Genomic DNA, 14,254 nt, shown 5'->3' on the forward strand with positions numbered 1-14,254 from the left:
TTTTCAACTACTTGATATTCCCTCTTTACCTCGCCCCCTTAAGTTGAGCTCTAGGCACACGCCTAAGGTGCCTTAAAAAAATGGACTCATCCTTCTTGACCTTAAGGGTCGCGGCATTATCCTTTCGGAGTACCATAATAACTTTGGCTATTAAATAGTTTAATTTAAAAGGAGAGTCCGTGATGGATATTACTACAATCACAATCGATATTGCAAATGAAAGTGCATTAAACCCCCTCGTGAGAATTGACGACACGATCTTAAAGATTCGATATAATGCCCAACTTAAATCGGAGGATGTACGATGGCTTTATTGAAGTCTCGAGATATTGACAGAATCGCAAATTTATCCAAGCTCATTATTCCAAAAAATGAAAACGACGCCTTACTGGAATCACTCAACAAAACGTTTGATCTAGTGATCAAAATGGATAAAGTTGATACGTCCGCGGTAGAACCCCTCGCCCACCCTTACAATGAAACGCAGCCCTTACGTGAGGACCACGTGACGGAATCCAACCAGCGTGACTTATTTCAAAAAAGCGCACCTCAGGTTGAAGCCGGCCTTTATATGGTTCCTATCGTTATTGACAATGAAGGATAAAAAATGCATCAAAAAACAATTGCTGAATTAAAGCAGGATTTGCGTGATAAAACGATATCCAGTGTCGAACTGACCCAGCATTTTCTCGATCGAATTAAAACAATCAATCCCACACTCAACAGCTTTATTACTATTACGGAAGAATACGCATTAACACAAGCAAAAGCCGCCGATGCGCGCTTAGCGAAAGGTGAGGCCACTTCTTTAACCGGCATTCCCATCGCTCAAAAAGATATTTTCTGCACCAAAGGCATCAAAACCAGTTGCGGGTCAAAGATGCTGGATAATTTTATCGCCCCTTACGACGCCACTGTAGTAGAGCAGCTAAACAAAGCAGGAGCCATTTTAATTGGTAAAACCAATATGGATGAATTCGCCATGGGTTCTTCCAACGAAAACAGCTACTTTGGCACTGTCAAAAATCCGTGGTGCCTGGAACGCGTTCCCGGCGGGTCTTCCGGCGGCTCAGCGACGGCGGTCGCAGCGCGTCTTGTACCTGGGGCCACGGGGACGGATACGGGCGGTTCCATTCGTCAACCCGCAGCGTTATGCGGTATTACAGGATTAAAACCCACCTATGGCCGAGTTTCTCGTTATGGCATGATCGCTTTTGCTTCGAGCTTAGAGCAAGCCGGGCCGATGGCGAAAACGGCTGAAGATGTTGCATTGTTATTAAATGCCCTAGCCGGACACGACGCAAAAGATTCCACTAGTATTAATAAAAGCGTTCCCGATTACACCGCAACGTTAACCACTTCGTTAGAAGGCTTAAAAGTCGGTTTACCTAAAGAATATTTTGGCGAAGGGTTAAATCCATCCATTGCTGAATCTATAGAAACCGTCAAAAAAATCCTGGAAAAAATGGGTGCCACATTTATTGAGATTCAGTTACCCCACACCGATTTTGCAGCCCCGGTTTATTACGTATTAGCACCAGCCGAATGTTCATCCAATCTCGCGCGTTATGACGGCCTCCGCTATGGTTATCGTTGCGACAAGCCCGTTGATCTCGATGAACTTTACAAACGATCGCGGACTGAGGGCTTTGGTTCGGAAGTCAAACGGCGAATTATGATTGGGACCTACGTACTTTCAGCCGGCTACTACGGCGCTTATTATTTGAAAGCCCAAAAAATTCGCCAATTAATTCGCGATGATTTTATGAAAGCGTTTAAAACGGTGGATGTGATCTTAACCCCAGCGACACCCACAACCGCTTTTAAATTAAATGAAAAAATAGCAGATCCTGTTGCTATGTATCTTTCCGATGTTTACACCATTGCCGTTAATTTAGCAGGCCTTCCCGCGATCGTTTTCCCCGCCGGGTTTATGAATCAGTTGCCGATCGGAGCGCAATTAATAGGGAATTATTTTGAAGAAGCCCGTTTATTAAATATCACACACCGCTATCAACAAGAAACCGATTGGCACAAACAATCGCCCAAATTGAGGTAGAAAAATGGAATGGGAACCCGTTATCGGACTTGAAGTGCATGTCCAATTGCGAACGCAATCGAAAATTTTTTCTGGCGCTGCCACCGTTTACGGCGCTGAACCGAACACCCAAGCCTGTGCCATTGACTTGGGTTTGCCTGGCGTTTTACCCGTATTAAATAAAGAAGCCCTAAAACTAGCTGTTTGTTTCGGTCTCAGTGTAGATGCTTCTATTTCCCCTTGCTCGGTTTTTGCGCGTAAAAATTATTTCTATCCGGATCTGCCAAAAGGCTATCAAATTAGTCAATACAATTTCCCAATTGTACAAAACGGTCATCTCGATATTGAAAATGAGGATGGAACGACCAAACGTATCGGCATTACCCGCGCGCATTTAGAAGAAGACGCCGGGAAATCTTTTCACGAAGGAATGCAAGGCTATTCCGGTATTGATTTCAATCGGGCGGGGACACCACTTCTCGAAATCGTTTCCGAGCCAGACATCCGCTCAGCCCAAGAAGCCGTCGCTTATTTGAAAGCATTGCATTCCCTGGTTCGTTATATCGGCGTAAGCGATGCAAATATGCAAGAAGGTGCTTTTCGTTGCGATGTTAATATTTCCTTGCGACCAAAAGGTGAAGAAAAATTTGGCACGCGCGCTGAAATTAAAAATGTGAATTCATTTCGCTTTGTGAAGCGCGCTATTTTATTTGAAATTAACCGTCAGAAAGAAATACTCGAAAACGGCGGGACTATTATTCAAGAAACTCGTTTATACGATGCCGTCCAAGACCAAACACGCTCAATGCGAACGAAAGAGGAGGCGTATGATTATCGTTATTTTCCCGATCCGGATTTACTACCGGTGGAAATTAGCTCTGAATTTGTTGAAGCCATCAAAAACCAATTACCCGAACTCTCTTGGGAAAAACGCAAGCGCTTTGCAGCTGGTTATCAATTAAGTAACTATGACGTTAAATTACTGACTACTCAAATCGAAATAGCCAATTATTTTGAAACTATCTTAAAAATAGATAAGACCATTCCACCCAAGCTAGCCGCTAATTGGATTAATGGGGATTTGGCGGCAGCATTAAATAAAAATAATCTGTCTATCACCCAAAGCCCTATCAACGCTGAACAATTAGCGGGCCTTCTGCACCGTATCGCCGATAACACTTTATCCGGGAGTATGGGCAAACAAGTGTTTGAAGCCATGTGGGGTGGAGAAGGTGATGCGGACACCATTATTGAACGATATGGACTCAAGCAAATTACGGATACCAAAGCACTCGAAAAAATCATCGACGAGGTTATCAAAAACAATCCTATCCAAGTTGAACAATACCGCAGCGGCAAGGACAAACTGATTGCCTTCTTTGTCGGCCAAGTAATGAAAGCCACCAAAGGCAAAGCCAATCCGCAACAGGTAAACGAATTATTCAAAAAGAAATTATAACGTAGCCCGTATGAAGCGGAATACCGGAATCTAATAGCATTATCCCCGTATTCCGCTTCGCTTCATACAGGCTACTCTAATTTTCTTTCCATTACCTTTAATGGCGCGTGTGTTTTTAATTTCGGATGTTTTTTCACTTCTGCACTAATTAACTTCGCCATTGTCTCACAACATTCATTTCGCATGCTAAAATCACGCCAAAGCATTCCGATTGATCGTGAAGGAATAGTGACATTAAAAGATTTAATGGCTAACTCACTTTTTTCAGCGTTTACTGAAAGCGCGGGCAACAGAGTAATTCCGGCACCCGCCGCAACTAAATGACGCAATGTCTTAAGGCTCGTTGCTTTAAATCCCGTTTCAGTTTTCGCTTCGGTCATGCTGCACGCTTTCAGGGCTTGTTCTCGCAAACAGTGCCCCTCCTCTAATAAAAGCAATGTTTCTTTTTCAAAATCGGCCAGCGTCACACTTTTCTTTTTAGCTATTGGATGATGCTTAGGTAAAGCCACGTAAAATGGTTCACAGAATAATTCATGAACTACGAGATGGGGGGAAACCGGGAGCGCTAAAATCACAGCGTCCAATCTCTCCTACTGAAGTTCATGAAGAGTGTTTTCGATTTTGTTTTCGTAAACGACCAAGTTTAATTTGGGCAATCGTTTTTTAAAAATCTCCAAGATAATAGGCAATAAATAAGGACCGAGAGTTGGGATGATGCCTAGGTGGAAAACGCCGGCAAAAGGATCTCGCGCGTTTTGTGCTAAGTCTTTTAATTTTTCCACTTCTTGCAAAATAACACGGACTTGGGCCGCAATAACTTGGCCGATCGGTGTAATTAAAACGCGTTTGTTATTACGCTCAAATAGCCTCACCCCCAACTCTTCTTACAACTTTTTAAGCTGGGCGCTTAATGTGGACTGACTGACAAAGCACTTTTCAGCCGCTTTACCAAAGTGAGCAGAGTCAGCGACTGCAAGTAGATATTTAAGATCACGGATATTCATGTTTCAGATACCTAAGCATGATAAATAAATTCTATTATTATAATAAATATAATCAATTTTATCAATCATAGGTTCTTTGTTTTAATACCTTTGTAATGTTAACAACTGCTATTTTTATAGGAGAAAATTATGATAAAAATCGGCGAACAATTTCCTTCATTTTCATTAAAGGCTATAATTAGCAATGATGTTAACAACGCCTTTACCAAAATCAACAAAAAAGCTATACGAACAAATGGCCCGTCCTCTTCTTCTGGCCTAAGGACTTTACCTTTGTGTGTCCGGCAAAAATTGCTGAATTTGGGCGACTGAATGGCGAATTTGCTGACTGTGATGTAGGTGCTCGGTGCCAGCATCGACTCCGAATTTGTCCATTTAGCTTGATGGGGAGAAAAAGAAGAACTGAGCCACTTACCGCTCCTCATGCTGTTCGACATCCGACGTGACTTGTCAGAATGGCTCGGTATTTTGAACGAAAAAGAAGGCGTAGCGGAACGTGCTACCTTTATCGTTGATCCTAACCAAATCGTGCGTTTGTAATGCTGAACGATCTCAACGGGCCGCAATCCCAAGAAGTTTTCACGTTCTTGATGCTTTACAAACCGATGAACTGTGCCCCTGCAACTGGAAAGCAAGGCGAAGAAACAATTAAGGAAAATGCAGCCTCTATTGCAATGCTTAAAAAAGTGGGATTTCCTCATGAAGGAAGTCTGAAAAATTATCGTTACTATCACGGCCGATCCCACGACGTTGAGATGTTCGCCATTACTCCGGAAATGAGGTCTAATCAGAAGCTAGAAAAGAGTTGGGCAAGGCATGAAACTTTTTAAACCTTGACTTATGAGCCTTCAGTGGCAAGAGGATGCGGTATTAAGTAATTAATTACTCACTTTCTTTTCGAAAATTTTTAAAATATCAATCGGCATGGGAAATACGATCGTTGATGTTTTGTCGCTCGCTAGATCCATTAAGGTTTGCATATAACGCAATTGTAACGACTGCGGCTGTTTTGCTAGAATTTCAGCAGCTTCTTTTAAGCGTTGGGCGGCTTGAAATTCACCTTCTGCGTTAATCACTTTTGCCCGTCGTTCCCGTTCAGCCTCAGCTTGGCGGGCGATGGCGCGAACCATGCTTTCTTCTAAATCGACATGTTTAATTTCGACGTTGGCGACTTTAATACCCCACGCGTCTGTTTCCGCATCTAAAATTTCTTGAATATCTTTGTTTAACTTCTCTCGTTCGGCCAGCATTTCATCGAGTTCATGTTGGCCCAATACGGAACGCAATGTGGTTTGCGCCAATTGACTCGTTGCTTCGTAATAATCCTCAACCTGAATAATCGCGTGCTCGGGATCAATCACCCGAAAATAAACAACCGCGCTCACCCGCACGGAAACATTATCGCGGGAAATAACATCTTGACTAGGCACATCCATCACAACCGTTCGCAAATGCGTGCGAACAATTTGTTGGATAATCGGCACGACGATGATTAAGCCGGGACCCTTCACTTTCCAAAAACGACCTAAAGTGAAAATAACACCCCGCTCGTACTCTTTCAGAATATGGATAGCGGAAAACAACAACAGTAAAACCAATACCACTATTACAATTAGAACAATCATCATTATTTTTTCTCCACGGGTTTGACCACACAAAATAATCCTTCGAGTCGTTCAACGAAGACTTTATCGCCATCTTGAAGGGGAACGTCACTTTTACATTGCCAACGCTCGCCTTCGATACGCACCCACATGCGTTTATCGCTGATATTGACAACACCGCGCTTTCCAATCACCGCTTCTCGAGCACTCACAATCGGCCGCCCCCGCGAACGAAACGCCATACTTAAAACGAGTAAAAAAAAGCTATGGTGACAATAGCAATAGCGATAATTAATTAAATACATAGGAATTCCAAAGCCAATTACATCTGTTCTCATTAGAACAATAGAACTAATAATAAATGCAACACCGCCGCCAATACCCAACATGCCAAAACTCGGCATGAAAACTTGCGCAACAATGAAAGCTAATCCTAATAAAATCAACGCTAAACCCGCGTAATTGATTGGCAGTAATTGAAACGCGTAAAGCGCTAACAATAAAGAAATAGCGTCACTACCCCGGAACAATAAAACCGGGATTAATAAATTCAAAAAAAATTCCATAAAAACCGATCATCAATAAAATATAGGCGACGCTGGGGTCGGTAATCACGCTTAAAAAAGCGTGTTCGCCAACTGGGTTCTACTTTTTGTATTTCCAGATTGGCGGTGTTTACAGTTTGCATTTCGCCACGCACACTAATTTTCATGCCATTCGCTTGTTCTAGTAAATTAGGTATATTCGACGCAATAATATCAATTACCTTAATGTTATACGCTTCTTCGGCGGAAATGCTTTCTGCTTCAACGAGCGCACTTTCTGCCCATTCCACATTTCGAACGCGAAATTATGCCAAACTGCGAATATAGGCTCTCGCATCGCTAATGGCTTTTTTTCAGCCGCGGTTTTTTCGCCGGTGCTTTTTTAGTTCTTTTTTTCTTTTCGGCACCCTTAACGTCCTTTTCAAGAGAACTGCCGCCGGGTGTGCCAATAGCGATCGGCGTCGCAGTTCCTAAATTGGTTCCACGGGCCATGGCGGCAATATGAGGAGTGGCGTATAAAACATGAGTGCCCCCGCTCGGCGCTACGTAGCCGATGACTGGGATGAGTGAAGGGAGTATATCTTTAATAATATCGCGCATGGCAGTCGCTAAACCACCAGGCGTGTTATGTTGTAAAATAATAACTTGTGCTTTTTTTCAGTAGATTGCTTTAGACTGCGATGAAAAAAATCGGTGGCGGCTGGACCAATGCCGCCTCTTATGTCGATTAAAATGGCTAGTCTACGGGTATTATTTTGAGCAATAATGCGGGATACTATTCCAACCAGAGCAAAGGCAAGCATTAAAATGTAAAAACAGCTAATGAATATTGGCTTACGACAATACATTTAGGGACCCCTTCCCCTCATGACCTGATTTATTATGGCATCATTGCAGAGGGAACACAAGGGTAATAAATTTCGCATAGAGGGTAATTATGCTGATCAGTAAGAAAAACACGAAACCCCATCTTTGGCTGACACCACTAATTGTAGGCATCGTCGCTTCTTCCTTTTACGCGTACGATTTTTTAGTCCGCGTCATGCCGATGGCTGTCGCGCATGAGTTATTAGACGCGTTCAAAATTCAAGCTGGTGAACTCAGTATTTTATTTAGCGGTTTTTTTTACGGCTACGCCTTGATGCAAATTCCATCCGGCATGTTGTGCGATAAATTCGGCGCGCGTCGTTCGCTTTCTTTAGGGCTTCTACTTTGTTCCATAGCAACGCTTATCTTTGCGTCCACTACTTATTTTCCTCTCGCTGTCATTGCTCGTTTTATTATGGGATTTACCGCCTCCATCGCTTATCTCGGCGCTTTATCGGTCGGCGCTTATTGGCTCGGTGCTAAGCGATTTGCCATGTATGCAGGGCTGGTGCAAGTCCTTGGGTGCGCTGGCGCTGTTATTGGCTCAGCGCCCGTGGCGCATTTTGCAAACCTGTATGGTTGGCAACGAACAACTTACTTTATTGCGGCATTGGGTTTTTTACTTACCATACTCAATTGGTTGATTATTGAGGATAAACCTAAGGCCCATCTAACTAAAGCCGCCGCCAAATTGCTAGCGCAAGAAAACCGTCTTTATTTACGTGATGTCTTTAAACAGACGCAATCATGGTGGATTGCATTGTTCGGTTTTGCTATTTGGGGGCCGACGGCGTTGTTCGCTACTTCATGGGGCGCCTTATTTCTCGTAAGTTCCTATCAATTTACGAATGTTCACGCCACGGCTTTGCTCTCTCTAATCTGGCTTGGCATCGCCGTCGGCGGGCCTTTTTTCGGTTGGTGGACGAATGCTATTCAACGACGCCGGCTACCCATGGTTACAGCTGCTATTTTAGGATTTGTTGCCGCTTCTTTAATTTTGTATGTTCCCGCCTTGCCTCAAATGCTGTTAGCTGTTTGTCTCTTCCTCTTCGGCGCGGCATGTTCTGTCATGGTCATCTCTTTCGGTCTGGTCATCGATAATAATCATCCTCAAGCCGTGGGGACTGCGTCAGGCTTAACTAATATGGGTATTATTTTCGCGGGTGTTATTTTACAACCGATTGTGGGGCTATTGTTGGATAAATTCTGGGACGGTCGAATGTTGGAAAATGCTCCTGTCTATAGTACCTATGCTTATCAAGTTGCGCTTACGATGATTCCCTTGCTATTTTTATTAGCCTTATTCATCGGAAAATTCGGTATCAAAGAGACTTTTTGTAAAAAGCAATATTAGAATCGAGGGCGATGTAAAGAGTGATAAGAATTTCTCTTCCCGGGAGGAGAGGAAAAGTATTAAATATATAAAGGAAAAGAGAAAAATTGATAGATTCGGTCACCTTGCCTCGACTAATTGGCGGTTAATTCTTTGTCCATCCACAATTCGACTATATTCGTTATAGGTTTCTAGTAAAACATAAAGACTAAAGCTAATAGTAAATAAGAATTCTGCTTCAAGTATATTTAACTCTTTGACCATAATTCCTACTAAATCAGCAAAGCTGATGAAATTTGTAGGCTACTAAAGCAGAGATTAAGAATAAGTGATAAAAATTTAAAGAAGTTAAAAAAATTTTTTCTTGACGCCTGTCGAGGCAAATTAACGTATAAATCATTTGGGAACGGGTCAGTCTCTCATAGGCGACTATTCACCAAATATAATCCGCAAACGAAACTTCCAGTTTCTCGGCCGAATCAAATAGGGTCAGCTCCACCTTTTTAGTTCGTAGCTTTCCATCGTTCAGACGGCAGATTGTTTCTAACACTTCTACGAACGGATCACAATCCAAGCGCCATAATGCATAGTCGGAGAATTGAGGATCTTCGAGTTGTGAGCGAAAGATCAGTGGATGGAAGAGGTTTCCATACCTGTGCATAATGCAACCTCCAGGCATTATTGACAGACTTCCATTGATACCCTAAATTTCTTTCCCCTTCAAGGCCCACCGATTTTGTAGCCGTATGAAGCAAAGCAAAATGCGGGAACGACATCTGAAAGATTTGGGAAATCTAGAAAATGCAGCAGCCAGTAAGCCTGAATTTAAAAATTAGTCAGGAAAAAGGGTCACCCATTAACTCTCCCCTTTTTCTTTTCCTAACAATAGCGCTCCCTACGGGATTCGAACCCGTGTTATCGCCGTGAGAGGGCGGTGTCCTAGACCTCTAGACGAAGGGAGCGAGGATGTCATAGAATAAACGCCTATTGTAGACCGTAATGGGAAGAACGCAATTGATGGCGGAAAGTAAATGTTTAAATCCTCTCAATGGCGGAAAATTAGCTACTTACTCCGCTTTGAACGAAAGAAAGACCGGCCCCGAGTCATTAAACGTAAAAATCATTCTATCTCACGCAGTGACATCAGTCCCAACGCGCTGAGGGTGTTGTATCGTCTTAGCAAATCCGGTTATGAAGCCTATCTGGTGGGGGGCGGCGTGCGAGACATGTTATTAAACTATAGCCCTAAAGACTTTGATATCGCCACCAACGCGCGCCCCCACGAAATACGAAAACTCTTCAAAAATAGCCGCCTTATTGGTCGGCGATTTCGCTTAGTTCATGTTTACTTTCCGAATGAAATTATTGAGGTGTCAACCCTCCGCGCAAATGCGGAAGAGTTATTAAAAGAAGAACCGCTGAGTGAAATTCAAAAAACAGGGGCGAGTATGCTATCGGAAGATAACACCTATGGCACAATTGAAGAGGATGCTTGGCGGCGTGATTTTACTGTTAATGCGCTCTACTATAACATCACCGATTTTTCCGTTATCGATTTTACGGGCGGTATGAGGGATTTGCACCAGCGATTAATTCGCATGATTGGCGATCCTACCCAACGTTACCATGAGGACCCGCTACGATTGCTACGAGCCATCCGGCTAGCAGCGAAACTGGATTTCAAAATCCATCCGGACACCGAAGAACCTTTAAAAAGGTTACATAATCTATTGCGTCATGTGCCTTCAGCTCGTCTTTTTACAGAGGTATTAAAGATATTCTTTGAAGGACACGCGGTTCGCTCTTACCAATTGTTAAAGCAAACGCATTATATGCGAACTTTGTTTCCGGAAGCCGCCACTATTTTAGAAAAAACACGACAAACACGACAACCGTTTTACGAAAATTTAATTAAATTGGCTTTAAAAGCCACTGACAAACGTTATCACAACCAACAAAGTTTAAACCTGGGATTTTTATTCGCTATTTTTTTATGGCCCACCGTGCAAGAATTAACGCAACAGCATTTTAAAAAACATAAACGCTTATTCCCAGCGTTGTATCACGGGATAAACACAGCTTTGCAGCGACAGGTGACAATATTACCCCTTCCTCGTCGATTAACTGTAATGACGCGTTCCGTTTGGATGTTACAATACCATTTAGAACGGCAGCGACACACTCGTGTTTACCGAATTGCGCAACAACGTTTTTTCCGAGCCGCTTTTGATTTTTTAGAATTACGAGAGTGTGCTGGCGAACCACTGACCGAAATTGTGTATTGGTGGCGAGCATTTCGCGACGGAAACCCTAGGCAGCGCGAACAGTTGATAAATGAGCTTGCGAGAAAAACGCAATGACAATAGCCTATGTTGGCGTAGGTTCAAACCTGGATAATCCCCTCAAGCAAGTGCAAATCGCGGTAAGTAATTTGTCCACATTGCCGCAAACTGCCTGTCTTAGCTATTCCAGCTTTTATCGGAGCAAACCGTTGGGCCAGACTAATCAACCGGATTACATCAACGCCGTAACAGCGGTTGAAACTACGTTGTCCCCCCAAATGCTTTTGAAAGCATTGCAACGACTCGAAGAAAAACAAGGCCGGTGTCGGGGCGGGAAACGATGGGGACCGCGGATTATCGATCTCGATATTTTATTGTATGGAAATCTTTCCGTTCAGAGCGATGAGCTTTGTCTTCCACATCCAGGGCTTTTCGTGCGGGAATTTGTGATCTATCCACTGGCTGAAATCGCAGAAGACTTGATTTTACCCGGCGGCGAGTCTATTTTGGAACTGAAAGCAAAATGTTCTGATCGAGGCATTGAACGAATTATAAAAAACCCCCTCTTCATTACTTCCTCTTCCCTTTAGGGGGAAGGGGTTGGGGAGAGAGTGATACAAAGGCGCCACCATGAAACCAACCGCCATCTACCCAGGAACCTTTGATCCGCTGACCAATGGCCACGTAGATATTATCGAGCGCGCTTTACCCCTATTTAACAAAATAATTGTTGCATGTGCTCCCACCAGCCGTAAAGATCCTCATTTAAAACTGGAGGAACGAGTTGATTTAATCGCTGACGTATTGACTGATGAGCGTGTTAAAGTTTTGCCACTTAGCGGACTTTTGGTGGATTTTGCCAAAACACACCAGGCTAATTTTATTTTACGTGGACTTCGCGCCGTTTCTGATTTTGATTATGAATTCCAGCTAACGCATATGAACTATAAATTATCACCTGAAATTGAAACTATTTTTTTACCGGCACGAGAAGGTTACAGTTATGTTTCTGGAACCATGGTAAGAGAAATCGTTACTCTGAGCGGCGACGTATCGCCGTTTGTTCCCCCTTTAGTTGCGCATCATTTACAAAAAAGAAAAGAAAAGTAAATAACATTAATTCTATGGCTTTAAAGATTACTGAAGAATGTATTAATTGCGATGTTTGCGAACCTGAATGCCCGAATGATGCGATTTCCATGGGTGAGTTGATTTATGAAATTAATCCTAATCAATGCACGGAATGCGTCGGTCATTTCGATGAACCCCAATGCCGCCAAGTTTGTCCTGTCGATTGTATTCCTTTAGATTTCCAGGAGTCTAAAGAGGATTTAATGAAGAAGTATCAGCGATTACAAGATGAAAATAACTAAGGCTCGGCCGCGAAAGCGAGTATTTTTCAATAATACGGCAAACGGACTCGCGAGATGATGGCGATGCAGTGTGGCTCTTTAAGCTATTCAATTTGGATGCTCTCATTTTGAAGACCTAAAATTAAATATTTAAGGCACTAGTTTTATTTCGGGATTTTCTTTTCTTTGAAGAGTACATGCATTCCACACTTGCCCGTTTCAGAATTCCAAGCACGCGGATCAAATTTTTTGATGTTTAATTTATCGGTGGTATTTCGCTTATTTTTATAAGTCGTGTAAAAGGTACCGGTCGGTTTGCCCGCTTTGGTTTTTCCGGTAGATTGAAGCATTATTTTTTCGCGTGGACTGACGGCCATTGGTTAACCCTTATTTGCTTTCTTTTTCGCGTTCCTGAATTTTTTTGAGAACTGCATTGATACCGAGCTTGTCGATGATTCGGATGCCGTGCGTAGAAACAGTTAATGTTATAAAACGTTTTTCATCCGGCAGCCAGAAACGGTGTTTTTTCAAGTTAGGTAAAAAACGACGGTTGGTTTTGTTGTTTGCATGAGAGACGTTATTCCCACTTTGGGGCCGTTTCCCAGTCACTTGGCATACTTTCGCCATGACAATACTCTCCGATACTTTCAGCGATAAGGCTCGATTTTATACCAGAAATAAGAGCTACGCGCAAGCAATCGAAGGCGTCATCCGCCAGAGTCAAAGCAACCCACTTTCTACAAAAGAAAACGAATCTCGATCACCGATTAATTATGATCAAGCAGCCACATGTCCATCAATGCAAAGGCTTCTTTGAGATGGGTTGTGGCGGGGGACGGTCGGCTTACTGGGGTTCTCGGGGACGCGGAGGGGTGTTTGTGGGCGACGATGAGGGGCGCTATTTATGATAGAGGGCGTGTTTAATGATTTCCCACGGATGAACGGAGGATTGATTAACTGAGTCATAAAAAAGCTTTTCAAACTGAATGATGAGATGGCGGTTATCCAGAAAAAGACAGGCAAAAACTTCGCCTTCATGATAGCGAAACTGGGCGCACCAGAAGTTGTTGGGCGTCTTGGGTGCACAGCCAAGTTAGGCTTTCGCTCGAGTGACTGACGGAGGTAACGCCGTTGTAATTCGGCGACCGCTTTGAGCTTACAATAGACCGCTTTTCCAAAACCGCGCAAGCCGGAAAGACCTTGAAAACCAGTATTCAGTAGACTATCGAGCTTGCCGAGATGATTGAGTTATTCGCGCGCTAACTCAACAGCGTTGCACCCGCGCACGCCTTTTTGGATGATCACAGCGATCAGCTCCGCATCCGAGAGGATATACGCATCTTCTCGCAGCAATTTTTCCCGCGGTCGCTCGCTCGTTGCCCATTGTGTAATTGACATGAAGAAAGGGTGGAGGGACTCCGATTAAAAAACAATACTGTAGTCAGTGGGTAGAGCCCGTATGGCCCCAGGGTTGTTGTCAACAATCAGTTTTGACGAAAAGAACGTATATGCGGCTTCACCGAGCCACCGCATGAATTAGCCTCATCAACCTCAGGTTTTACCTTAACGTCCTTAACATCACATTGCCGCGTTTACTAATCCGCGACAAGACCTCCTTATTCTCACTCGCGTGTTGTGGAGGAACTAACCCAATAAACACCAACAACTTGCCAGAAACAGATGAAATTGATGAATGTCCCTCCCCGTTCGCATAAACCGGCAGCGCCGTTAAATCCCCCCCGGCTGCGCTGTACCCGTTGACAATCCTCA

At 43.4% G+C, this 14,254-nt stretch carries 10 protein-coding genes, 1 tRNA gene and 9 pseudogenes; 11 read left to right on the top strand and 9 right to left on the bottom strand.

The features are described 5' to 3' along the window. Window positions 1-76: 76 nt before the first annotated feature. From OWO34_RS06630 to gatB, 4 genes and pseudogenes are all read left to right on the top strand, one after another. Window positions 77-154: pseudogene (locus tag OWO34_RS06630) on the top strand (hypothetical protein); the annotation flags it as partial. Window positions 155-304: 150 nt separating this feature from the next. After that, window positions 305-604, top strand: a complete 300-nt coding sequence (gene gatC, locus OWO34_RS06635; RefSeq protein ID WP_267256978.1) for an Asp-tRNA(Asn)/Glu-tRNA(Gln) amidotransferase subunit GatC — start codon at window positions 305-307, stop codon at window positions 602-604. A 3-nt stretch (window positions 605-607) separates the two neighbouring features. Then, complete coding sequence (gene gatA, locus OWO34_RS06640) at window positions 608-2,059, top strand: Asp-tRNA(Asn)/Glu-tRNA(Gln) amidotransferase subunit GatA (RefSeq protein ID WP_267256979.1); 1,452 nt, start codon at window positions 608-610, stop codon at window positions 2,057-2,059. 4 nt (window positions 2,060-2,063) lie between these two features. Further along, window positions 2,064-3,497: an Asp-tRNA(Asn)/Glu-tRNA(Gln) amidotransferase subunit GatB gene (gene gatB / locus OWO34_RS06645; protein ID WP_267256980.1), complete on the top strand. Its 1,434-nt coding sequence runs from the start codon at window positions 2,064-2,066 to the stop codon at window positions 3,495-3,497. A gap of 71 nt (window positions 3,498-3,568) precedes the next feature. On the opposite strand, the pseudogene OWO34_RS06650 reads toward gatB, so the two are convergent. Further along, window positions 3,569-4,501 (bottom strand): annotated as a pseudogene (locus OWO34_RS06650) (LysR substrate-binding domain-containing protein). A gap of 129 nt (window positions 4,502-4,630) precedes the next feature. Here OWO34_RS06650 and OWO34_RS06655 point away from each other — a divergent pair. Continuing rightward, window positions 4,631-5,151, top strand: a pseudogene (locus OWO34_RS06655) (peroxiredoxin); the annotation flags it as partial. Further along, window positions 5,146-5,345, top strand: a pseudogene (locus tag OWO34_RS06660) (GNAT family N-acetyltransferase); the annotation flags it as partial. The pseudogenes OWO34_RS06655 and OWO34_RS06660, both read left to right, overlap by 6 nt. A 34-nt stretch (window positions 5,346-5,379) precedes the next feature. On the opposite strand, the gene OWO34_RS06665 reads toward OWO34_RS06660, so the two are convergent. Together OWO34_RS06665 and OWO34_RS06670 are read right to left on the bottom strand one after the other, a co-directional pair. Further along, on the bottom strand, window positions 5,380-6,129 hold the full coding sequence (locus tag OWO34_RS06665; protein WP_267256981.1) for a slipin family protein: 750 nt from the start codon (window positions 6,127-6,129) through the stop codon (window positions 5,380-5,382). After that, window positions 6,129-7,498: pseudogene (locus tag OWO34_RS06670) on the bottom strand (NfeD family protein). The gene OWO34_RS06665 and the pseudogene OWO34_RS06670 overlap by 1 nt, the downstream one beginning before the upstream one ends. Before the next feature lie 89 nt (window positions 7,499-7,587). Between OWO34_RS06670 and OWO34_RS06675 the strand changes: the two are divergent. Next, window positions 7,588-8,871 (top strand): MFS transporter, encoded by a 1,284-nt coding sequence (locus OWO34_RS06675; RefSeq protein ID WP_267256982.1) that lies wholly within the window; start codon window positions 7,588-7,590, stop codon window positions 8,869-8,871. Here the strand turns inward: OWO34_RS06675 and OWO34_RS06680 are convergent. Continuing rightward, window positions 8,868-9,529: pseudogene (locus OWO34_RS06680) on the bottom strand (cyclin). The gene OWO34_RS06675 and the pseudogene OWO34_RS06680 overlap by 4 nt on opposite strands. Window positions 9,530-9,739: 210 nt before the next feature. Next, a tRNA-Glu gene (locus OWO34_RS06685) sits at window positions 9,740-9,812 on the bottom strand. 69 nt (window positions 9,813-9,881) lie between these two features. Between OWO34_RS06685 and pcnB the strand changes: the two genes are divergently transcribed. The 4 genes and pseudogenes from pcnB (at window position 9,882) to OWO34_RS06705 (ending at window position 12,505) form a co-directional block, all read left to right on the top strand. Beyond that, a complete protein-coding gene (gene pcnB, locus OWO34_RS06690; RefSeq protein ID WP_267256983.1) occupies window positions 9,882-11,210 on the top strand; it encodes a polynucleotide adenylyltransferase PcnB in 1,329 nt (442 codons plus the stop codon). Next, window positions 11,207-11,747: pseudogene (gene folK / locus OWO34_RS06695) on the top strand (2-amino-4-hydroxy-6-hydroxymethyldihydropteridine diphosphokinase). Before pcnB ends, folK begins: the two are co-directional and overlap by 4 nt. A 15-nt stretch (window positions 11,748-11,762) precedes the next feature. Further along, window positions 11,763-12,242, top strand: a complete 480-nt coding sequence (coaD, locus tag OWO34_RS06700; protein ID WP_267256984.1) for a pantetheine-phosphate adenylyltransferase — start codon at window positions 11,763-11,765, stop codon at window positions 12,240-12,242. Window positions 12,243-12,256: 14 nt separating this feature from the next. Continuing rightward, on the top strand, window positions 12,257-12,505 hold the full coding sequence (locus OWO34_RS06705) for a YfhL family 4Fe-4S dicluster ferredoxin (RefSeq protein WP_267256985.1): 249 nt from the start codon (window positions 12,257-12,259) through the stop codon (window positions 12,503-12,505). A gap of 143 nt (window positions 12,506-12,648) precedes the next feature. Here the strand turns inward: OWO34_RS06705 and rpmG are convergent, their stop codons facing one another. From rpmG to OWO34_RS06725, 4 genes and pseudogenes are all read right to left on the bottom strand, one after another. Then, window positions 12,649-12,861, bottom strand: a complete 213-nt coding sequence (rpmG, locus tag OWO34_RS06710; protein WP_267256986.1) for a 50S ribosomal protein L33 — start codon at window positions 12,859-12,861, stop codon at window positions 12,649-12,651. Window positions 12,862-12,871: 10 nt separating this feature from the next. Then, on the bottom strand, window positions 12,872-13,111 hold the full coding sequence (rpmB, locus tag OWO34_RS06715) for a 50S ribosomal protein L28 (RefSeq protein WP_267256987.1): 240 nt from the start codon (window positions 13,109-13,111) through the stop codon (window positions 12,872-12,874). A gap of 93 nt (window positions 13,112-13,204) precedes the next feature. Continuing rightward, window positions 13,205-13,882, bottom strand: a pseudogene (gene radC / locus OWO34_RS06720) (RadC family protein). Window positions 13,883-14,048: 166 nt separating this feature from the next. Next, window positions 14,049-14,254: pseudogene (locus OWO34_RS06725) on the bottom strand (transposase); the annotation flags it as partial.

It is taken from the genome of Coxiella endosymbiont of Ornithodoros maritimus (genome assembly GCF_907164965.1).
Classification (GTDB): domain Bacteria; phylum Pseudomonadota; class Gammaproteobacteria; order Coxiellales; family Coxiellaceae; genus Coxiella.